The sequence below is a fragment of the Clostridium sp. HBUAS56010 genome (assembly GCF_007115105.1).
Taxonomy (GTDB): domain Bacteria; phylum Bacillota; class Clostridia; order Lachnospirales; family Lachnospiraceae; genus Lacrimispora.
Genome location: NZ_SULJ01000013.1, coordinates 1 through 20,666 on the forward strand (window position 1 = coordinate 1; position 20,666 = coordinate 20,666).

At 43.3% G+C, this 20,666-nt stretch carries 17 protein-coding genes; 2 read left to right on the forward strand and 15 right to left on the reverse strand.

The window, feature by feature from the left end; genetic code table 11:
- Positions 1–379 precede the first annotated feature (379 nt).
- The 15 genes from FAY33_RS16440 to FAY33_RS16510 form a co-directional block, all read right to left on the reverse strand.
- Positions 380–589 (reverse strand): DUF378 domain-containing protein, encoded by a 210-nt coding sequence (locus FAY33_RS16440; RefSeq protein WP_143322323.1) that lies wholly within the window; start codon positions 587–589, stop codon positions 380–382.
- Between the two features lie 53 nt (positions 590–642).
- Positions 643–2,157, reverse strand: a complete 1,515-nt coding sequence (locus FAY33_RS16445; RefSeq protein WP_143322324.1) for an AAA family ATPase — start codon at positions 2,155–2,157, stop codon at positions 643–645.
- Positions 2,158–2,171: 14 nt separating this feature from the next.
- A complete protein-coding gene (locus tag FAY33_RS16450; protein ID WP_143322325.1) occupies positions 2,172–3,491 on the reverse strand; it encodes a VWA-like domain-containing protein in 1,320 nt (439 codons plus the stop codon).
- 27 nt (positions 3,492–3,518) lie between these two features.
- Entirely contained in the window at positions 3,519–4,496 is a 978-nt protein-coding gene (locus tag FAY33_RS16455) for a leucine-rich repeat protein (RefSeq protein WP_143322326.1), read from the reverse strand.
- Positions 4,497–4,627: 131 nt separating this feature from the next.
- Complete coding sequence (gene larE / locus FAY33_RS16460; RefSeq protein ID WP_185967667.1) at positions 4,628–5,437, reverse strand: ATP-dependent sacrificial sulfur transferase LarE; 810 nt, start codon at positions 5,435–5,437, stop codon at positions 4,628–4,630.
- A gap of 92 nt (positions 5,438–5,529) precedes the next feature.
- The gene (locus tag FAY33_RS16465) at positions 5,530–5,973 is read right to left on the reverse strand and encodes a MarR family transcriptional regulator (RefSeq protein ID WP_243126808.1); all 444 of its coding nucleotides are present in this window, start codon (positions 5,971–5,973) and stop codon (positions 5,530–5,532) included.
- Between the two features lie 24 nt (positions 5,974–5,997).
- A complete protein-coding gene (locus FAY33_RS16470; RefSeq protein WP_143322329.1) occupies positions 5,998–7,854 on the reverse strand; it encodes an ABC transporter ATP-binding protein in 1,857 nt (618 codons plus the stop codon).
- Complete coding sequence (locus FAY33_RS16475) at positions 7,851–9,581, reverse strand: ABC transporter ATP-binding protein (RefSeq protein WP_143322330.1); 1,731 nt, start codon at positions 9,579–9,581, stop codon at positions 7,851–7,853. Before FAY33_RS16475 ends, FAY33_RS16470 begins: the two co-directional genes overlap by 4 nt.
- 143 nt (positions 9,582–9,724) lie before the next feature.
- Entirely contained in the window at positions 9,725–10,903 is a 1,179-nt protein-coding gene (locus tag FAY33_RS16480; RefSeq protein WP_143322331.1) for a pyridoxal phosphate-dependent aminotransferase, read from the reverse strand.
- A complete protein-coding gene (locus FAY33_RS16485; protein WP_143322332.1) occupies positions 10,887–12,293 on the reverse strand; it encodes an FAD-binding oxidoreductase in 1,407 nt (468 codons plus the stop codon). Before FAY33_RS16485 ends, FAY33_RS16480 begins: the two co-directional genes overlap by 17 nt.
- A 20-nt stretch (positions 12,294–12,313) precedes the next feature.
- Positions 12,314–13,228 (reverse strand): MetQ/NlpA family ABC transporter substrate-binding protein, encoded by a 915-nt coding sequence (locus tag FAY33_RS16490; RefSeq protein WP_143322333.1) that lies wholly within the window; start codon positions 13,226–13,228, stop codon positions 12,314–12,316.
- Between the two features lie 30 nt (positions 13,229–13,258).
- Positions 13,259–14,218 (reverse strand): L-lactate dehydrogenase, encoded by a 960-nt coding sequence (locus FAY33_RS16495; RefSeq protein WP_143322334.1) that lies wholly within the window; start codon positions 14,216–14,218, stop codon positions 13,259–13,261.
- A 28-nt stretch (positions 14,219–14,246) separates the two neighbouring features.
- Positions 14,247–14,927 carry a methionine ABC transporter permease gene (locus FAY33_RS16500; RefSeq protein ID WP_143322335.1) on the reverse strand — a complete coding sequence of 227 codons (681 nt, stop codon included), beginning with the start codon at positions 14,925–14,927 and terminating at the stop codon, positions 14,247–14,249.
- Positions 14,908–15,954, reverse strand: coding sequence for a methionine ABC transporter ATP-binding protein (locus FAY33_RS16505; protein ID WP_143322410.1), 1,047 nt, complete (start codon positions 15,952–15,954; stop codon positions 14,908–14,910). Before FAY33_RS16505 ends, FAY33_RS16500 begins: the two co-directional genes overlap by 20 nt.
- 386 nt (positions 15,955–16,340) lie before the next feature.
- Entirely contained in the window at positions 16,341–17,486 is a 1,146-nt protein-coding gene (locus tag FAY33_RS16510) for a glycosyl hydrolase family 18 protein (protein ID WP_143322336.1), read from the reverse strand.
- Between the two features lie 149 nt (positions 17,487–17,635).
- Here FAY33_RS16510 and FAY33_RS16515 point away from each other — a divergent pair, with 149 nt between their 5' ends.
- Positions 17,636–18,331 (forward strand): response regulator transcription factor, encoded by a 696-nt coding sequence (locus FAY33_RS16515; protein ID WP_143322337.1) that lies wholly within the window; start codon positions 17,636–17,638, stop codon positions 18,329–18,331.
- A gap of 8 nt (positions 18,332–18,339) precedes the next feature.
- Positions 18,340–20,631, forward strand: a complete 2,292-nt coding sequence (locus FAY33_RS16520) for a HAMP domain-containing sensor histidine kinase (protein WP_143322338.1) — start codon at positions 18,340–18,342, stop codon at positions 20,629–20,631.
- Positions 20,632–20,666 lie beyond the last annotated feature (35 nt).

Below are 20,666 nucleotides of genomic sequence, written 5' to 3' on the forward strand. Positions count from 1 at the left end.
TCATTTGTAGTACCTCCTTGAATTATGTCGGGGACTTCCCTGTCCCCCAGATTATATATTCCTAATCTGTCATTCGGGCCCTGAACAACAGACTGAAACCTTGCTTGATACCATGTCGTTCTAATTAAGTGTTCAAAACAGCTATGGAGAATGGACTATCCGGTATAGATCACCGACCAGCGGCTTTTCTTCAACCATATCACATGAAGTGCATTCCATTCTAATTGCTATATCGTCAGTTTTTTTATTTTCATAATACCAATTTACATTTTTAATTAAATTTTTTCGGCCTTTTTCATGCACAGCGAAAGGGCACTGCCTCATGACCTAAAAATGTTTGTCACAAAGCAATGCCCTTTTTTTCTGATCAATCTTCCTATCAGTCTGCTCTGGCCTCTGAATGGCCGTAAAAGGTAAGCAGATACAATCCGCAGATACCTACCAGGCCATACACGACTCTGGTAAGCCATGTCATGTTTCCGAAAATAAATGACACCAGGTCAAAATTGAAGAATCCAATGAGTCCCCAGTTTACTGCGCCGATAATGGCAATGGTAAGAGCTGTGTAATTCAATGCTTTATTTCCCATAGCACTACCTCCTTTTCTTTCTTATTATGGAGCTATACTTTGGTTTTTATACACTATTTTCCTAAACTATCAATACGATTTCTTAAATCATCTTCTCTTTCTTTAAATAAAAGAGTTTCATTATACTGATAATATCTCTCGCATTCATACTCTTCCAGAAACTTCACACTATAATACCCGGTGTTTAACTCTGTGACAAAAACAACCATTTCCTGCCCTGCCATAAATGCAGCTTCCATAAAATCAAAGGCATATTCCAGTGCTTTTCCGCCCTCTAAGAGAAGAGTCTCATAGCTTTTGCTTTCTTCAGAAAAAAGCTGACGGATTCGCTGCCAGGAAGTTTCCCCATCAGAATCACCTTCTTTTTTAAGAGTTTCCTCGTAAAAGGCTAAAAGGGTCTCTACATCCCGGCACAGATAATCCTCCCTGCGGTTCATCAATCCGGCTTTACGCTTTTTATCAGAGGATTCTTTCCATTCTTTTCTTAAATCGGAAAGAGCTTTGACCATGGATGATTCTTTCTGATTACCTGTTTCAGGATTCAACTGTTTCAATTGTTCCATCAGCATAGCTGTTTTATCTGCCTGATCTGCAACTCCCCTGAAATGCTGGGAAAGTCTGGATAAAAGAAGTCCGATTACATTTAATTTTTCATCAAATGGCGCACGTTTTAAACGGTTACACAGGCTTTCCCGAATGGTTCCAGCCAAAATTTCATCAATCTGGTAATCGTCCTGATATTTATAGTATAGTTCCAGATAATTTGCAAAATCCTTGGAAATCTTTGGAAATTGAATGTATTGTTGCACTACATCCCGGTCTATTTTCTTTTGAAGGCGTTCATAGATCTGGATAAAACGGGATAAATCTTCCCAGCCTCTTGGTGTGGCAAAAAATTTGCCGTCTACCGTAGATTCAATGCGGAAAAAGTTCTCCGGTCTGGTATTTAAATAAGATATAACCGCAGAGTGAAGGTTGTTGTCATACGCATAGGCTTTCCATACACCAAAATCCGCCTCCACATGAACCAGTTTCAGCCGGTCCAGGGTCACCACGTCAAAATCACGGACAGACTTGTTAAATTCAGGGGGATTTCCTGCAGTTACAATGACCCATCCCTCCGGAATCCTGTGGTTGCCAAAGGTCTTATATTGGAGGAACTGGAGCATGGTGGGTGCCAGTGTTTCAGACACACAGTTAATCTCGTCAATAAAAAGAATTCCTTCTTTTAATCCTGTCTTTTCCATCTTATCGTATACCGAAGCTACGATTTCACTCATGGTATATTCTGTTACCCGGTACTCTTCGTCTCCAAACTTTTTATCCGTAATAAAAGGCAGTCCCACCGCACTCTGCCTGGTATGATGGGTGATGGTGTAAGCCACCAATCCTACTTTGCACTCTCTTGCTACCTGTTCCATAATCTGGGTCTTTCCGACTCCTGGCGGTCCCATAAGAAAAATGGGTCTCTGCCTGAGAGACGGTATTTCATAAGAACCATGGGCATCTTTTAACAAATAAGCCTCAATGGTATTTTTAATCTCTTCTTTTGCTCGTTTTATATTCATGACAGCATCTCCTGTTATTGAACGTTTAAATCGTCTTCTGTCAGTATCACTTTCATTGCCCAGCCTGGAACTGATATGTCCTCATACTGGTCTTCCATAAACACAAAGGCAGTTTCATACGGTGGCATGGAAAGAGGATAGATTCCCTTTCCATCGGTAAAATACAATAACCCCCGCAGTTTTTTAAATACACCTTTGTTTAACATGCCATTCACATACTCAAAGGCAGGACGGAAATCCGTTCCTCCAAAACCGGACAAGGTGAAATGTTCCATATAGTCTTCCATCTCTTCTTTGCTGGTTATGGTCACATCAGAGCGAATCTCTTCATCACACTGAATGATGTGAATGTTTACTTTTCTAAAATAACTTTCTGATTCCCCTAAAACGCCGTAAGTCTCCTCCAGAAAAAGTTTAACCAGATCTCCGGATACAGACATAGAAGTGTCGATAACAATCACAAACTCTTCAATTTTAAATACTTCTCTTGTCTCCAACGGTTCAATCAATGGCATATTTTTATAAAGAGTCATTCCATAAGTATAAAAAACAGGATCAAAAGAATCCGGGTCCACTTCCACTTCTTCCCTCAGTACTGCGAATTTCCTTAAAAACCCCTTATAATCATATCGCTCCCGGTTCTCTGCTTTTACCTGTTCTAAAAGGCTTCTGCCTGACTGGGCATCGTCCTCTCCAAAGGATTCCATCTCGGTCTCCATCTTTTCCCGCATTTCCTGCCATTTATTCTGGCGCTGAGTCCGTATTCTGGGTTCTTCCTCTTCATCCCACAGCTCATGGCTGTCCACATAAAACTCTGATGCCATTCTTCCCAGTTCTTCGGTGGAAAGATTCATGCCCTTTAAATCTTTATAAATTCCCTCTGCAGTGAAGACATTCCGCCTTGCCTTAATTCTTCCGTAAATTTCCCTGCGGTATGCCGACTGATGGCGATAAACGGACTTGACATAAAAACTGTCAAGAATTGATTCAATGGCAATGTCGCATGACACATCCCAAATCTCTTTTTCCCGGTTTCCCATCTCGCTTAAATGGCAGAACAGACAATGAAACAGCATATGAAGAAATGCCCGGTTAATTAAAATCCGGCTGCTTCTATAAAGAGAAAACAACAGATCAGGCTGATAATAAATCACATAGCCGTCTGTGGAAAACCTGGCACCTGTCCGGTCCGCTTCAAAGACAAAACTGCTCAGTGCCACATCAAGATATCGAAAATTCAGATAAAGTTCATTGCGGGCATTCATAAGAATCCGGTGCCCGACCTCTACCTCTTCCAGTTCTTTTATCTGCCTTTCTTTTACCGGATCAATCATGAAATCACCTGCCTTTCCTGTTTCCCCTTACAGAGAAAACACCCTCTTCCTAGCCGGAAACCTCCGCCTCCTTAAATCCATCAAGCGCCCTGATAATTCCGGATTGTCCCTTTTTGCCGCCATGTCCACCATAGAGTCAAACACCTCCTGGTTCTCGCCGTATTCTCCGGCAAACCAGTAAAACATATCCAGATCCTCTTTTAACGCCTGTTTTGCAATACTTTCCATATGATCTTTTACATAAGCTTCGTAGATTTCTTTGTCATGCTCCAGCAGCTGCAGGGGAGTATAAAGCCGGTTTACCACAAGGGAGGCAATCACCCGCTCTGATTCCTGTATCTGGAGATGGGGAAACAAACCATCGTATTTATGAAACTGAAATTCCGCTAAATCAAAACAATAGCGGTACATATGTCCGCATCCGTGCATCTCCCGAATAATAATTCTTGCCGGTGTATGTTCCACAGATTCCTCAAACATCTCCGGAAATAAAAGTCTCGCTTTTCCATGGCCGGTATAATAGTTTACATAAAGTTCCTGTCTTAACTCCGATAAAATCACCTTTAAACAGGAACGGGGTCCATCAACCATATGAATATCCAAAGTACGGACGCCGGTACATCCTGTGAACAGTCCGGAACCAAGATCTTCAATGGAACTAAAACATTCTATGCGCAACAATTCATAGCAATTATAAAACGCATAATTCCCAATCTTTTTAATGGAAGAAGGAAGGTAAATCTCTTTAAGGGTTTCGCAGCTTACAACCGGAGGAAGTTCCTCCGGATCTGGCCATATGGGATTGCCCTCTTCATCGCAATAGCGCATCTCCTGTTCCATTGATTCCATTACCTGATCTCTTCCCCAGCCTCCGGAAAACGCATAGGCAGACAGCCCTGTTACTGGCATGTCCTGAATCTTCTGGGGAATAATTACAAAACCATTATATCCCCGGTATCCAAGAATTACTATCTCCTGGTTATTTATGACTTGATATAAAAACATCCTCAAATCCTTTCAACTAATCATTTAACCTATCATTATAGCAGATATGAAAGGTCACTGCAATGCCTTTATCATATTTAAAGACCAGCCAAAGCTTTCAAACCGCTTTGGCTGGTCTTATGTTTTAACCTTTATTTTGCCTCGTCCAGGGTGGCATTCATACTGCCCATCCGGTATCCGTCCAGATCCATGGTAACATAGGAAAATCCCAGTTCGTGAAAATACTCTGCAATTTCTTCCCTTTTTGCCAAAAGTTTCTCCAGTTGGGCAGGAATTACTTCGATCCTGGCGATGGTGCCATGAATCCGTACTCTTACCTGCCCAAATCCCAGATCAAGCAGCTGCTGTTCTGCCTTATCCACCATGGACAGCTTTTCCCGGGAAATGGTCTCTCCATAGACAAACCGGCTGGAAAGGCAGGCAAAGGATTGCTTATCCCAGGTTTTTAATCCAAGCTCCCTGGATAGCTGCCGAATGTCATCCTTTGTCAACTGCGCATGACGCAGGGGACTTTTTATATGAAGCTCTGCAACAGCAACAAGACCAGGACGGTAATCTCCGTTGTCATCTAAGTTCGAACCTTCAGCGATCTCCCTCATTCCCTGCTCTTTTGCAATGACTGCAATTTTTTCAAATAATTCGTGCTTGCATAAATAACATCTGTTTTTTGGATTCTTGTCAAATCCTTCGATATCCAGTTCTTCACTGTCCACAATAAAATGCCGAATGCCCTCTTCTTTACAGAAATCTTCTGCTTCCTTTAACTCCCGCTCAGGAAATGAGCAGGAGCGGGCTGTTACAGCAATCACCTGATCTCCAAGGACTTCGTGGGCTGTTTTTAAAAGAAAGGTGGAATCCACTCCCGATGAGAAGGCAACCGCAAGACTTCCCATCTCTTTTATATAAGACCGCAGTGCATCATTCTTTTCCTGTAATGTCATAATCGCTCCTTATCAGACAAACCAAACCTCTTTGTTATTGAAAATTATACCAGTGAAACCAGACCGGTGTCAATCGTCCTGCCTGACCATCCTTACTTTTCTTCTTCACCATAAGATTCTAAATTCTCACACATCCGAAGCAGGACTTTACAAAATATCTCCACCTCTTCTTCCGATATATCCTCACAGACAATCCGCTCGAACCGGTCAAATACCTTTCCGATCTCTCTGGCTTCTTCCACACCTTTTTCTGTCAGACAGATTAAAAAGGAACGTCTGCAGTCCGGGTTATGCTTTCGCGTCAGTACACCCATCCCTTCCAGTTTATCTAAGTTCCTTGACATGGTAGCTGCTTCAAAATGGCAGCTTTCTGCCAGTTCCTTCTGCGTTACATGATCTTTTTGGAGAAGGTAGTATAAAATTCTTGCCTGCCCCTGACCAGGTGTCAATCCAAACCCGGACAACAGAGGGGAAAATATCTGTTTTCTCGCTCTTTCTCCACGCACCATTAATTCTCTTATATTGTGCTTTTTCATCATTCCCTCTTTTCACAATCCTTCTTATTCCAGTTCAAACTGTCCCATATGAAGCTGATAATATTTTCCCTGCTGCTCCAGCAGTTCTTCATGATTTCCCCGCTCAATCACTTTTCCCTGCTCCAGAACCAGTATGGCATCGGAGTTGCGGACAGTGGAAAGTCTGTGGGCAATTACAAATACAGTCCGGTCTTTCATTAACGCATCCATACCCTTTTCAATCAGCTTCTCCGTTCTGGTATCAATGGAACTGGTTGCCTCATCCATAACAAGAACCGGGGGCTGGGAGATGGCAGCTCTGGCAATGGCGATCAACTGCCGCTGTCCCTGGGACAGGTTGCTTCCATCGCTTTCTAACCAGGTTTCATATCCATTTGGCAAACGCCGGATAAAGGAGTCTGCATTGGCAATCTTTGCTGCCTCAAACACATCTTCATCGGTGGCATTCAGCCTTCCGTAACGGATATTATCTGCAATGGTTCCTGTAAATAAATGAGTATCCTGTACAATCAGGGAAATAGACCGCCGAAGGTCATCCTTTTTAATGTTGCGGATATTAATTCCGTCATAGGTAATGGTTCCATCATTTAATTCATAAAACCGGTTGATTAAGTTAATAATTGTGGTTTTCCCGGCTCCCGTAGAGCCTACAAAAGCGATCTTCTGACCTGGCTTGGCATAAAGACTGATTCCATTTAATATATTTTTGTCTTTATTGTAGCCAAACACCACATTCTGGAACCGGACATCACCCTTTAATGGAATAAGACGGTGTCCCTGTTTTTCATCCGGCACCTTCCAGGCAAAAGAACCTGTATAAGAATCTGACTCAGTAAGGGTTCCGTCTTCTCCTGTTTCCACCCGGCTTAAAGTCACAATCCCCTGATCTTCCTCCGGTTCAACCTCCATCATTTGAAATATCTTCTCCGCACTGGCAAATGCTACCATAAGGAAATTAACCTGATTGGTAAACTGATTCATGGGCATGGCACTCTGTCTTACATAAACCAGATAAGATGCCAGAGTTCCCAGGTTAATCAGTCCGGAAAGTGCAAACAGACCGCCCACACAGGCTGAAATGGCATAGTTAATATACGAAAGGGAAACAACGGTTGGAACCGTAATACCTGTGTAAGTATTTGCCATGGTTGAAGAGATGCGGAGCTTCTCATTAAGCTCACAAAATTGTTTAAAATCCTGTGCTTCGTGGCGGAAAATCTTTTCTACCTTCTGACCTTCTACCATCTCTTCCACAAAACCGTTCATATTGCCCAGATTCTTCTGCTGCTGTACAAAATATTTTTTGCTAAGTCTTCCATTTCTCCGGATATAAATAATCATAACCAAAAGGAAGAATACAACAATCAAAGACAGTCTCACATCAAGAATCACCAGCATCACAACCGTTCCGACTGATGTGATAAAGCTTTGGATCAGCAAGGTAAAGCTGTTATTAAGCGCCTCGGAAATGGTATCTACATCATTGGTAAAATGACTCATTAATTCCCCATGGGTGTGGGTGTCAAAGAATTTCAAAGGCAGTTTCTGGGTGGAACGGAATAAATCCATCCGGATTTCTCCCACCACCTGCTGGGATATATGGACCATCATCCGGTTATAGAAAAGGCAGGAAATGGCTCCGGCAAGATACACCAGCCCCATCACGGTGATCATACGGACCAGCCCAGGAATGTCTCCGGGAATAATGTAGTTATTGATTGCCGGTCTCAAAAGATAAGTGCCTGCGATTCCAGATAGTGCACTGATGCACACAAAAACAGAGATACATAATACAGATATCTTATGTCGCCCCAGATATTTCAGAAGATGAATCAGGGTTTTTTTCGCATTTTGAGGCTTTGCACGTCCTGTGGTTCTCATAAGCCTTCCCGCCCTCCTTTCTGTTGGGACTCATAGATATCCCGGTAAATTTCATTGCTGTTTAATAGCTCCTCATGGATGCCAATGGCATTGACTTTGCCGTCATCAAGAATTATGATCTGATCTGCGTGCATGATGGAAGTAATCCTCTGACTGATAATAATCTTTGTGGTATCCGGAAGTGTTTTCGCCAGACCCTCCTGAATCTTTGCCTCAGTAGCCGTATCCAGAGCACTGGTGGAATCGTCAAGAATTAACACCTTCGGCGATTTTAATATGGCTCTGGCAATGCAAAGGCGCTGTTTCTGCCCACCGGACACATTGACACCGCCCTGCCCCAGTTCCGTATCATAACCGGCATCCAGGCGGTCAAGAAATTCATCCACACAGGCAATGCGGCAAGCCTGTTCCAGTTCTTCTTCTGTGGCATCTTCCTTTCCCCACAAAAGATTCTCCCTGACTGTGCCTGAGAATAAAATATTCTTTTGAAGCACCATGGCAATGGAATCCCTTAAATGATCCTGTGTATACTCATAAATAGGGTGACCATCTATATAAATGTTACCGGAAGTGGCTTCATAAAGCCTTGGAATCAGATGTACCAGGGTACTCTTTGCCGCACCGGTCTGCCCAATGATTCCTACGGTTTGTCCTGGTTTAATCTCAAAGGATATATCAGAAAGAACATACTCTCTGGCTGTCTCCTTATATTTAAAAAACACATGATCAAAACAGATTCCGCCTTTTTCTATGGTGAGATCTTTTGCACGGCTGTCATTGATTACAGGTTCCTCATCAATCACTTCTGAAATTCGTTTCCAGGAAGTGAGAGAACGGGTAAAGAGTAAAAACACATTGGAAAACATCATAAGGGAGTTGAGCACCTGAAGCACATAGCTTAAAAAGCTAGTCAGGGCTCCCACCTTCATGGAGCCTCCAATTACCATATTACCACCAAACCATAGAATCGAAAGGATGGTTCCATACATCACAAACTGCATGGCTGGCATATTCAGGGAAGCCAGGGAAAAGGACCGTTCGGAAGTATTCTGCAGATTGGAATTTACCTCATGAAACTTTTGAACCTCATGATCCCCGCGGACATACGCCTTTACAACCCGGATTGCCACAAGATTTTCCTGGATAATCCGGTTTACCAGATCTATGGCGCCCTGCATCCTGCTATAGAGAGGTCTGACATTCTTTATGATGAAGAATAAAATAATTGCAAGAATGGGGGCAGCCAGGTAAAACACCATGGCAAGCCTTGGATTCAGATAGAAGGACACTACCATAGCTGTTATCATCATTACCGGGGAGCGGAAGCCAGGACGCATCCCGTTTGTAATGGAGTTTTGGATTGTAGTAATATCACTGGTCAGCCTTGTTACAAGGGAAGGGGTACTGAACCGGTCTGTGTTTGCAAATGAGTAGGTCTGCATTTTCTGAAATTCAGCCTTCCTGATCTCTGCACCGATTCCATTGCCGCAAAGAGCCGTATACCTTGCACAGGCATGTCCAAGAACCAGGGATATGACGGCAAAAATTACCATCTGAATTCCCTTCATCAGGATGTACGGCTTGTCTCCGGTGGCGACTCCAACATCAATAATATCAGCCATAACCATTGGTATGAGCAATTCAAATATGGTCTCAGCCTCAATGCAGATCACCGCCAGAATAAATTCCTTTTTGTACTTTTTCGCATAAAGAAGCAGGTTTTTCATATTCCATTCTCCACATTCATTCTTTTTCTATGTTGCACATGCAACAATTGCATTCACAACTATTATATCTATGTTTTTAGAATTGTCAATGGAAATCAAAAAAAGAACTGCACCCCAAAGGGAATACAGTCCTCTTGTTATCTTTATAGTCCTCTGCTCTTTACAGGAATTCTCTTTTTTATCTGGGAAAGCCTGTTTAATGCTTCATAAAGAGTATCATCTTTCTTTGCAAAATGGAACCGGATCAGATTATTAACCGGCTCTTTAAAGAAGCTGGAACCTGGAACCGCACCTACACCCACTTCTCTTGCCAGAACTTCACAGAACTCCAGATCACTTTCATAGTGGAAGTCTGTAATATCCATCATTACATAATAAGCACCTTCCGGTACGGTATGGGATAATCCAATGTCATCAAGACCTTTTAGAAACAATTCCCGCTTCTTTGTATATTTTGAAAGCAGTCCTTCATAGTATTCCGGTCCAAACAAAAGACCGGGAATCACTGCTTCCTGAAGAGGGGCTGCTGCTCCTACAGTCAGAAAATCATGCACTTTTCTTGCTACTTGAATGATCTCAGGCGGAGCGATGATGTAGCCAAGACGCCAGCCGGTAATGGAGTAGGTCTTTGAAAGAGAACTGCAGGAGATTGTCCGTTCCCACATTCCTGGAAGTGAAGCAATATAGGTATGTTTATTCGGAGCATATACAATATGTTCATATACTTCATCTGCAATCACATAAGCGTCATATTTCTTTGCCAGATCCGCAATGAAGGTCAGCTCTTTCAGAGTAAATACTTTCCCGCAGGGGTTCGAAGGATTGCATAAGATCAGTGCTTTGGGGCGCTGGGCAAATGCCGCTTCCAGCTCTGCCGGGTCAAATTGAAACAGGGGCGGATGAAGAGGAACATAAATCGGCTCTGCTCCCGATAAAATGGTGTCAGCACCATAGTTTTCATAAAACGGAGAAAACACAATTACCTTATCACCAGGATTTGCTACTGTCATCATGGCAGCCATCATGGCTTCTGTGCTTCCGCAGGTTACTACGATCTCGCTGTTTGGATCAATTTCATGTCCCATTGGACCGGACTGTTTTGCGGACAGGGCTTCTCTGAAATTCTGTGCTCCCCAGGTAATGGAATACTGGTGAAAATCTTCATCTGCCACTTCTTTTAAACGGTCAAGAATTTCCTTTGGCGGGTCAAAGTCAGGGAATCCCTGGGATAGATTAACCGCGTTGTACTGGTTGGAGATTCTGGTCATGCGTCGGATTACGGAATCCGTAAATCCCGCAGTGCGGTCAGACAGTTTCTGCATGGTTGTTGCCTCCTGTAATGTATGATTTGCCACTATTTAAAATTCCAAGGGGATCGAGGGCATCTTTGATCCGGTTCATTACCATAAGATTCTCTTTTGGGGTTTCATGAAGGAAATAGGGACGTTTGCTGATTCCGATTCCATGTTCGCCAGAAGTAAGACCGCCAAGTTCATATGCCTTTTTATAGATCTTTCTCATGGTTTCCTTTAATTCTCTGTTCCAGGTTTCTTCATCCCGGTCTCCCCGGACTACACACAGATGCACATTTCCATCACCTGCATGGCCGAAGCTGACCATCTGCATTCTGGAGTCCAGTTCCAGTTGGTTGACATATTCAATAAAAGAAGCGCTCTGGTTGATGGGAACCACAATATCCACCGGTTCCTGCTCTGATACTGCCTCAACCGCTTTCACAAGAGCTCCTCTTACCTTCCATATGCCATCTGCCAGTTCTTTGTCATCAAGAAGAATATAGTCCATGGCCCCATGTTTCATTACCAGTTCCCGAACCTGCAATGCGGAGGCTTCTACCTCTTCTTTTCTCCCGTCAAAGGTGAGAAGAATATAGGAGCCTGCATCTGGTCTTGGATAGCGGATTCCCATGAATTCCTCTCCAAGGCTTACTACTTTTCTTTCTACAAATTCCACTGCTGTAGGATTTGCATTTGCCTGTAAGATGGTAAGTACATTGTTTATTCCTGTTCTCAGGTTTTTAAAAGGAACTAATACGCTTAACGAAGTCTCTGGCTTTGGAATGATTTTTAAGATACATCTGGTGATCACTGCCAGAGTTCCCTCTGAACCAATGACCAGGTTTTTAAGGGACAATCCGCTGGCATCCTTTACATTTTTGCTTCCCACCTGCAAAACCGTACCGTCTGCCAGAACGATCTCAAGCCCCCGCACATAATCTCTTGTGACGCCATATTTGACCGCTCTCATGCCTCCCGCATTGGTACTGATATTCCCGCCGAGAGTCGATTCTTTTTCTCCCGGGTCCGGAGGATAGAAAAAGCCTTCCGCTTCAACATAAGCCTGAAAATCCTTTAAAAGAACACCAGGCTCCACAGTGGCAGTAAAGGTATCCTGGTCCAGTTCCAGTATGCGGTTCATACGGGATAAGTCAAGAATGATTCCTCCCTGGACCGGAACCGTAGAACCAACCAGATTGCTTCCCGCTCCTCTTGGTGTTACGGGAATCTGGTTCTTGTGGGCAAATGCCAGAATCCCGCTCACTTCCTCCTGAGAGACTGGGAAGACCAGCGCATCCGCTCTTCCCTTTAAACGCCCCAGATTATCACTTAGAAACCGAGGTTCTATCTGTTCAAACCGGATACGGGATTCATCCCTGATGATCTCCTTCAAAGCTTCTTTGTGAAAATCCATCATCGTCTCACGACCCTTCTTTCTTATTTGTTTAATAAATCCTGATCCCAGCCGGCTTTGATGAAGTATCCGCCAAATGTATCGTTGAATACGCTTTCTGTGTTTTCAGACTGGAATGTCTTTACAATGGTTTCATATAATGCTTTTTTCTCTGGATCTGCAACATCTTCACTGCGTGCTGCAATTAAGTTCCAGTAATTCTCTTCTCCAAGGCTTGTATCCTTAAAGATGGCTTCTTCTGTCTTTAAACCAAAATCAAGGGCATAGTTTCCGTTGACAATTCCTGCTGTCACGTCAGCAAGTGTGGAAGGAATGGTATTGGCTGCCAGCTCTTCAATCTTAATTTTAACTTTATATTCCTCAATATCATCAAGGGTAGGGTTAAAATCTGCTGATTCTTTTATCTGAATCAGACCGGCTGATTCTAAAACTTTAAGGGCACGTCCCCCGTTTGTTACATCATTGGGAATGGCAACCGTATCTCCATCTTTAAGCTCAGAAATATCTTTTACTTTGGTGGAATAAACGTTTAAAGGTATGATAAAGGTATTTCCAATGTTTTCAATCTTATAATTGTAGCTTTCTACCTCATTCTTTAAATAAATGCGGTGCTGAAATGCGTTTAAATCAATTTCTCCGTTTGCAAGAGCATTGTTAGGAGTTACATAATCAGAGAACTGTACAATTTCAAGGTTAATGCCTTCGTCTTTTAAGGTTTCTTTGGTTGGCTCCCATATATCTTCGTAAATACTTCCCACTACCCCCAGTTTTACGGTAACCGGATCTTTCTTTTCTGCAGTGGAAGCGGCTTCTGTTGTCTGTCCCGCTTCTGTGGTCTGCTTATCTGTGGTCTCTCCGGATTTTCCACCGCAGGCTGTCAGTGCCAGGGAAAAAGCGGCTGCTGATAAGGTAAGGGTAATTAATTTTTTAATTTTCATGTTTGTTTCCTCCATTTGGTTGTTATATGATTAAAAAGTAAGTGCCAGATCAAAGTTTTCCTTCATTGTCTGACAAGACTTGTGAAACTCTTCAAATTCTTCTTCTGTCAACGCCAGTTCTACCACTTGGGCAACCCCATGACGATTTAACACACAGGGAACGCTTGCGTACACATCGGTTTCCCGGTACTGTCCGGTTAAAAGAGTAGATACCGGAAGAATTCTATTTTCATCGCCGAAGATGGCACGAACCACCTCTGCAATAGCGGCTCCGATTCCAAATTCTGTAGAACCTTTTCCAGCCAGTACATGCCAGCCGCCGGCCTTTCCTTCTGCTGCAATTGCTTTCAGATCAAGTACTCCGTAGACTTCCGGCTTCTCTTTTTGAAGCTGTGCAAGGGGCTTGCCTCCAATGGTCACCGCTGACCATGCCGCCATCTGGCTCTCCCCATGTTCTCCAAGGGCATACGCGGAAATAGACTTCTGGTCGATTCCAATCGCCTCTGAAATAGCTCTGCGAAGCCTTGCACTGTCTAAAGTCGTACTGGTTGATAAAATCTTCTCCGCCGGATAGTGAAGGGTATGTTGAATGTAATGGGTCACAACATCGGCAGGATTGGAGATATTCAGAATAATCCCCTCAAATCCAGACGTCCGGATATTCTCGGTTACTTCCTTAATAATAGCAATGGTCTCACTCAGAGTATCCATTCTGGTCTGACCCTTGTTCATATCCGGAAGGGGACCGGCTGCTACGACCATTAAATCAGCATCTTTTGCATCGGTATAATCACCGGCGCGCACGATACAGCGTTTTGGTAAATATACGGTGGCATCAAATAAATCCAAAGCCTGTGCTGCCGCTTTTTTTGTATCTGTGTCAATGTAAACAATCTCCTCACAAAGTCCCTGGGAGATCAGGGCATAACCGGCATGGGAACCAACATGACCGGCTCCTATGATAACAATCTTTCTCTTTTGAATTTCCATTTACATACCTCCATTTGAATAAAACCTGCTAATGAGTATTTTTCTTTACCACCTGATTACCGATAATCTGAACAATACTCACCATGATAACAAGAACTAAAATGGTCACATAAGTCACATCTGTCTGATTTCTGTCATGCCCGTAACGTATGGCATAATCACCCAGACCGCCGGCTCCTACGGCTCCTGCCATGGCTGTCAGTCCAAGTAGACTGATGGCAGTAATGGTAGTACTGCGGGCAATTCCTGCAATGCTCTCCCGCAGATAAACCCGGAAGATAATTTCCATCGGACTTTTTCCCATGGAAAGAGCTGCCTCAATGAGTCCCCGGTCGATTTCAGCAAGAGCACTTTCAATCTGACGGGCAAAAAATGGAACAGTTCCAAACACAAGGGGAACAATGGCACCTTCCACGCCGATTGCGGTTCCCATAATCAGTCTGGAAACAGGCATAACACCTGTCAGAAGAATAATAAATGGAATAGAACGGAAGAAGTTGATCACCTTGTCAAACACCTGATAAACCCCTTTATTCTCCAGAATTCCAGCCGGCCTGGTTACGGTAATAATCACTCCGCATATCATACCCAGAACAAAGGAAATAGAACCAGACCAGAACGCCATAACTAATGTATCCACAATTGCCTTATAAAAAGTAGGAAGTTTCCCCATAACATTGGGGATTAAACTATGAAGCAATTCCAGCATCTTTAATCACCTCCACTCCTACATTTTTTTCTGCCAGATAATTCATCGCCTGATCAATCTGCTCTCTTTTACCGCTCATAATTGCCACAGTGCCGCCGATGGGAGCATCCTGAATGATCTCTATATCAGAAAAAATAATGTTTAAATCAATATCAAACTTCCTCGAAACCATGGATATGAGTGGTTCTGAAACATTTTTCTCCACATAAGAAAGGCGGACAATCATCTCCCCTGGTTTTAATCTGGTTACCGGAGAATCCTCTTTTAAAAGACCACTGATCTTTTGCAGGTTGGAGGTAGTTTTTATGAAATCCCTGGTCACATCCTCTTTGGGATTGGCAAAGATGGAAAACACCTCTCCTTCCTCCACCAGTCTTCCTTTCTCCATAACAGCCACTCTGCTGCAGATCTCTTTGATTACAGCCATTTCATGAGTAATCATCACAACGGTGATCCCAAGCTGTTTGTTCAATTTCTTTAAAAGCTGGAGAATTGACTTGGTGGTCTGAGGGTCTAAAGCACTGGTTGCCTCATCACACAAAAGAACTTTAGGATCATTGGCAAGTGCTCTTGCAATGGCAACTCTCTGCTTCTGTCCACCGGAAAGCTGGTTTGGATAAGCATTTTCCTTATCTCCAATATCCACAAGCCGGAGAAGTTCCCGTACTTTTTCTTCTTTTTCCTGCTTGGATAAATTGCTTCCTTTTAATGGAAACGCTACATTTCCAAAAACAGTACGGGAGGGCATTAAATTAAAGTGCTGAAAAATCATTCCAATCCCTTTTCTGGCAGTTCTTAATTCCTTTGGAGACAACGTTGTAAGTTCTCTTCCATCTACCGTTACCCTTCCGCTTGTAGGCATCTCTAACAGGTTAATACAGCGGACCAGGGTGGATTTCCCAGCTCCGGAAAAACCAATAATTCCAAATATCTCCCCTTTGCCAATGGACAACGACACATCGTCAATGGCATGGACTTCTCTCCCTCCGGTTCCAAAAACCTTAGAGATCTTCTCAAGTTCAATCACTTTCATTCCTCCTTAAATAGAAAAAAACGGACTCCCGAAGGCTCCCGTTTCTGGTCTATGGTAAAACTGTGCCATAAGCACGCTATAATCTACCTGACTGGGAGCATGAAGAAAAAAGCACAAGCGCAACACATGAAAGACATCGCCATTGCCATGCCCATACAGGATTCTCTACTTGCTGCGTTTACAATTTTCTTCATTGGTAACTCCCATCAGTATACTCTTTTACATACTAGTTTTGTTGGTATGATAGCACCCTGCCTGTCCCTTGTCAACTCAAAATTTATAATTATTCATATCTTTTTATTGGAAATAATACTTTGTATTTCTCTTTTCATACATAAAAATGTGCAGAGCCCCTTATTTTCAGGGTCCTGCACGTTTTTCTAATCTCCTATTTTCCGGATCTCAAACATCTGCTCAAGAAGAAGCCAGTTCGCCCGGAAAAACTGCATGATCTGCCAATACCCTGCTCCCGTAAGCCCGAACTCCTTAATCAGATCAAATTTGGCCTTATAACTTCTCACATCTTCAAACCACACCTCATGCTCCACTCCATATTGCCAGTAACGGAAAAATGGAGTCATGGCAACTTCATCAAACTGAATCTCAGCACCATGATCAATGGCAATCTGAATCGCCTGCAGATTATTGATTGTGGTAGCACTGGTAACGCCCCTCTCAAAGGGGAGAGGCCAATCGTATCCATAATTTGGTATTCCCAGGCTGATCTTTTCCCTTGGAATCTCTGTAAGTGCATATTCTACTACACGCCTTACCATATTAATGGGGGCTACCGCCATGGGAGGGCCATATGTATATCCCCACTCATAAGTCATTAAAATAACCCGGTTTGCCGCTTCTCCCAAAAGCCCATAATTCACCCCTTCATACAAAAGCCCGGGCTGATCCGCAGACGTCTTTGGTGCCAGGGCTACGGACACCTGGTACCCAAACTGATTCATGATCTGGGTAGTTTTCCTTACAAATTCCGCAAAGCCCGCTCCATCCTCTGCCATAATATACTCAAAATCAATGTCCAGCCCCCCATATCCCTTCTCAAGCATTGTAAGTCCCAGGTTCCAGATAAGCCTTTGTTCTACCTGGGGATTATGGACTAAATTTGTAACCAGATTGTTGTTAAACCTGCCATCCTCTCCAAGAGGTGTCAGAGTAAGAATCGGACGCACCCCCGTGTTCCATGCCCGTTCAATCATCCAGTTATCACTGACCATAGGAGGAACCAGTTCCCCTGTCTCCGTAAACCCATAGGAAAAAATATAAAGGTCTGTAAGATACGGGAGAGTATTGTCTAATGTATCCGATTGAATAAATGGATACGCATACCCAAACACGTATAGGGGCGTTCTGTCCTCCGGAAGGCTGTCCCCGCCAATATACAGCGCCTGCCCCACTGCCAGACGGTATGGCGGACTGATCTGATTGTCATAAACCAGAGTTTCAACCGGGATGCCCTGGGACTGGGCAATGGAATCCACATTGTCGCCCGGTTTTACCACATATATTTTCATAGAAGTATCCTTTTACCAGAATTGGTAAAGTTTATGTGAAAAAGAGAAAAAACATGATAGTAAAGCCCCTAATTTCTGATATCTTTAGAAAAAAGTAAAGTGATTTTTCCTTGTCTTCGTTGTATAATGGATAAAAAGGAGGGTTTCTTATGCAGAATATTTTAGTATGTGATGACGATAAACAGATTGTAGAAGCCATTGATATATATTTAACAGGAGAAGGCTTTCACGTTATAAAAGCTTATGACGGATTTGAAGCTCTGGAAATGATGGAAGAAAATGATATTGACTTAATGATTCTTGATGTGATGATGCCAGGGCTGGATGGAATCCGCACCACATTAAAGATCCGGGAGACAAGCAGTATTCCCATTATTATTCTCTCGGCAAAGTCTGAAGATACCGATAAAATTCTGGGTCTGAACATCGGCGCAGACGATTATATTACAAAACCATTTAATCCTCTGGAACTGGTGGCAAGAGTGAAATCCCAGCTTCGCCGGTATACCCAGCTTGGCAACATGAACCAGCAGCCGGCAGGTGCCGTTTATAAATGCGGCGGACTCTCCATCAACGATGATAACAAGGAAGTTCTGGTTGATGACGAACTCATCAAGCTGACGCCCATTGAATACAACATCCTTCTGCTGCTGGTTAAAAATGCAGGAAAGGTATTTTCCATTGATGAAATTTACGAACAGATCTGGAATGAGGAAGCCATCGGAGCCGACAATACGGTTGCGGTGCACATCCGCCACATCCGGGAGAAGATCGAGATTAATCCCAGAGAGCCACGCTACTTAAAAGTGGTATGGGGCGTTGGATATAAAATCGAAAAGCAATAGGAGACAATATGAAGAAACGAAAAGAGCGAACCGTCCTTTTGCATATCATCTTCGCTTTTCTTGTGGTGGTGGGCGTTACCATCATTTATAATAACCTCCATTACGGGGAAGGCATTGACTGGATTAATCACGAGACCTACGAGGATACGCCAGAGTTTACCCGGCAGCTGCGATCAGACATTAATGATATCTTTAACTATGTAAAATATAAAGAAGTATTTGAAACTGATGGAAAAATTGACTATTCAAAACCCATTGTCCGGGTTACAGAAGGGCCGGGAATGACCAGGGAATATACGGTCGATGAGATGGTCCGCAGAGCCAAGTCCCAGGGGTATTATCTGAACGAACAGTTTAAAGTCAGTGGAGGACACCCGTCCTCCGCCAGCGCTGAAAACCCGGATATACAGGTACAATACAGGGCATATGAACCGGATTTCGAAGCTACGGAGCCAGGACAGTCTTTTCTCAACATGGACCAGCTCTCCTACGAAGTCCTTACCCACCTTGGCAATTACTACTCCTTTTACTACCGCTTTATGCAAAATCCCAGTAACCTGAAATTCGAGATACGCTATGAAAATACCAAAGAGGACTACAAGCTGTACCGGAATGCAACGGGGAAAAGTTTAAACGATTTCAAAGCAATGGGGAAATATCTATATGTGACTGGAGAATCCTTATATGTGGATTCAAATCTTACCACAATTCCTAAGAATGTTTCTTCCCAGCTTGAGAAGATGAATCCATATAATAATGGCAACTACCATATGACCATTGGTGTGGATACCTCATACCCCATTAACGACGCATATGCCCAGGCATCCGCCGCCTATAACCAGATGAGAATGTTATATATCTCAGGTATTGTAAGTCTTATGGTGGGGATTTCAGGAACAGGAGCCACACTTTATCTCCTTGTATCCTTAACCGGCTCTCCGGAAAACGGACCAAGCATGCCAAAGCCCCAACGCTTTGACCGGCTTCCTGCCGAAAGCTGTTTCCTGCTTTTCTCTGGGGGAGCCATCATCCTGCTTTTTCTGGCAGACAAGCTGTTTAACAAGATCATTCATTTATTTTTAGCCTATGAACAGTGGTTTTACGGGGAACTGGTTATACAGGTCTTAATCTACTATGGCGCAGGACTTTTATTTGTCCTCAGTCTTTTAAAACGCTATAAGGCAGGAACGCTCTGGACCGGAAGTTTATTGTACCGCTGGAGAGGGAACCTGATTCTCTATATCAAGGGACACCGTTTTACCACCAGAATCTTTCTTGCCTACCTGCTGTTTATTGTATTCAACATTGTTATGATCCTGGCGTTTTGCATTCTTCTTTTTACTTATCATGCTCTTGCCTCACGGCTTTTAATGGGTGCAATCGCCATAGTGCTTTTTGGTTTTAACTGCTGGGTATTCCATAAACTCTATTTGAATGCCTGGGAAACAGACCAGATCAATCAAGCGCTTATACACATTTCCGAAGGGAATACTTCCTATAAGATCAATACTGATGAATTCTATGGAAAAGAACGGGAACTGGCTGAGAATATCAATCATATCAGCACAGGCCTGGAAGCAGCCCTTCAGGAAAAGGTACGAAGCGAGCGGCTGAAAACGGACTTAATCACCAATGTGTCCCACGATATTAAGACACCACTCACTTCTATTATCAATTATGTAGACTTAATCAAGAGAGAGGGAATTAAAGATACCAAAATACAGGGATACTTAGAGGTTCTGGAACAAAAATCCCAGCGGTTGAAGACTCTGACAGAAGATCTGGTGGAAGCCTCCAAAGCAAGCTCTGGCAATCTGAAACTGGAGATCGCAAGCATTGACTTTGTTGAACTGATCCATCAGACAAATGGAGAATTTGAGGAAAAATTTTCACTTCGCAATCTGGAACTGGTCTCCAGCCTTCCTGATGATTCCTTTTTTATCGAAGCAGACGGACGGTATTTATGGCGGGTTCTGGAAAACCTCTATAATAACGCTTATAAATACGCCATGGAACACAGCCGGGTCTATGTGGATGTTTCCAGACAAGAACATGATGTGATCTTTACCATGAAAAATATATCTGAAACCCCTTTAAACATTAACCCTGACGAACTGACGGAACGATTTGTACGGGGAGATGTCGCAAGAACCACAGAAGGCAGCGGTCTCGGAATTTCCATTGCCAAAAGTCTGACCGAACTTCAAGGCGGACAGTTTATGCTGTTTATTGATGGGGATTTATTTAAAGCATGTCTCACCTTTCCCGTGAAACAGCAAACAGAGGGAGAAAAAGCCTGACCAACGGCTTTTCTCCCTCTGTTCTTTTATTCACA

Coding starts and splice junctions, on each gene's coding strand:
- FAY33_RS16440 (WP_143322323.1), bottom strand. CDS start 589: ATGGGAAATAAAGCATTGAATTACACAGCTCTTACCATTGCCATTATC.
- FAY33_RS16445 (WP_143322324.1), bottom strand. CDS start 2,157: ATGAATATAAAACGAGCAAAAGAAGAGATTAAAAATACCATTGAGGCT.
- FAY33_RS16450 (WP_143322325.1), bottom strand. CDS start 3,491: ATGATTGATCCGGTAAAAGAAAGGCAGATAAAAGAACTGGAAGAGGTA.
- FAY33_RS16455 (WP_143322326.1), bottom strand. CDS start 4,496: ATGTTTTTATATCAAGTCATAAATAACCAGGAGATAGTAATTCTTGGA.
- larE (WP_185967667.1), bottom strand. CDS start 5,437: ATGACATTACAGGAAAAGAATGATGCACTGCGGTCTTATATAAAAGAG.
- FAY33_RS16465 (WP_243126808.1), bottom strand. CDS start 5,973: ATGAAAAAGCACAATATAAGAGAATTAATGGTGCGTGGAGAAAGAGCG.
- FAY33_RS16470 (WP_143322329.1), bottom strand. CDS start 7,854: ATGAGAACCACAGGACGTGCAAAGCCTCAAAATGCGAAAAAAACCCTG.
- FAY33_RS16475 (WP_143322330.1), bottom strand. CDS start 9,581: ATGAAAAACCTGCTTCTTTATGCGAAAAAGTACAAAAAGGAATTTATT.
- FAY33_RS16480 (WP_143322331.1), bottom strand. CDS start 10,903: ATGCAGAAACTGTCTGACCGCACTGCGGGATTTACGGATTCCGTAATC.
- FAY33_RS16485 (WP_143322332.1), bottom strand. CDS start 12,293: ATGATGGATTTTCACAAAGAAGCTTTGAAGGAGATCATCAGGGATGAA.
- FAY33_RS16490 (WP_143322333.1), bottom strand. CDS start 13,228: ATGAAAATTAAAAAATTAATTACCCTTACCTTATCAGCAGCCGCTTTT.
- FAY33_RS16495 (WP_143322334.1), bottom strand. CDS start 14,218: ATGGAAATTCAAAAGAGAAAGATTGTTATCATAGGAGCCGGTCATGTT.
- FAY33_RS16500 (WP_143322335.1), bottom strand. CDS start 14,927: ATGCTGGAATTGCTTCATAGTTTAATCCCCAATGTTATGGGGAAACTT.
- FAY33_RS16510 (WP_143322336.1), bottom strand. CDS start 17,486: ATGAAAATATATGTGGTAAAACCGGGCGACAATGTGGATTCCATTGCC.
- FAY33_RS16515 (WP_143322337.1), top strand. CDS start 17,636: ATGCAGAATATTTTAGTATGTGATGACGATAAACAGATTGTAGAAGCC.
- FAY33_RS16520 (WP_143322338.1), top strand. CDS start 18,340: ATGAAGAAACGAAAAGAGCGAACCGTCCTTTTGCATATCATCTTCGCT.